Below are 974 nucleotides of genomic sequence, written 5' to 3'. Positions count from 1 at the left end.
GGCCAGAACTACCTCTCCGTGGACCGGGACCTCGTCCTGGCCTACAAGGAATCCCCCGCCGGGCAGCTGATCCACCCCGGCATCAACGAAGCCGGCGCCGTCGCAGCCTTCACCGCCGCCGGCACCGCCTACGCCACCCACGGCGTACCCCTGGTCCCGGTCTACGTGTTCTACTCCATGTTCGGCTTCCAGCGCACCGGCGACGCCTTCTGGGCAGCCGCCGACCAAATGACCCGCGGCTTCATCATCGGCGCCACCGCAGGACGCACCACCCTCACCGGCGAAGGCCTCCAGCACGCCGACGGCCACTCCCCCCTGCTCGCGTCAACCAACCCGGCAGTGGTCACCTACGACCCCGCCTACGGCTACGAAATGGGCCACATCATCCGCGACGGCCTCGAGCGCATGTACGGCCCCGACAGCACCGACCGGAACCTCATGTACTACCTCACCGTGTACAACGAGCCGATCGTGCAGCCGGCCGAACCCGAAGAGCTGGACGTCGAAGGCGTCATCAAGGGCATCTACCTGCTCGCCCCGGCAAAGATCGACGGCCCCCGGACCCAGATCCTGGCCTCCGGCGTGTCCGTGCCCTGGGCCCTCGAAGCCCAGCGCATCCTCGCCGAAGACTGGTCCGTGTCCGCCGACGTCTGGTCCGTCACCTCCTGGAACGAACTCCGACGCGACGGCCTCGCCGCCGAAGAAGAAGCCTTCCTCAACCCCGGACAACCCGCCCGGGTCCCGTTCGTCACCCAACAGCTCGAAGGCGCCACCGGCCCCGTCGTCGCCGTCAGTGACTACATGAAAGCCGTCCCCGACCAGATCCGGCAATTCGTCCCGAACGAATACGCCACCCTCGGCGCCGACGGCTTCGGCTTCTCCGACACCCGCGCAGCAGCCCGCCGCTACTTCAAGAACGACACCCACTCCATCGTGGTCCGTGCCCTTGAAATGCTGGCGCGCCGCGGCGAGGT

1 protein-coding gene is annotated in these 974 nt (G+C 67.9%); it reads left to right on the top strand.

Going from position 1 to position 974, the window contains the following annotated elements; all coding sequences use genetic code 11:
* Positions 1–974 (top strand): transketolase-like TK C-terminal-containing protein (locus tag ACYQ1Z_RS19230; protein ID WP_459794150.1); only part of this gene is annotated, 974 nt, incomplete at both ends.

It is taken from the genome of Arthrobacter sp. AD-310 (assembly GCF_054656615.1).
The sequence above is the reverse complement of the archived record's forward strand: the minus strand, read 5'-3'. Positions and strand labels throughout refer to the sequence as shown.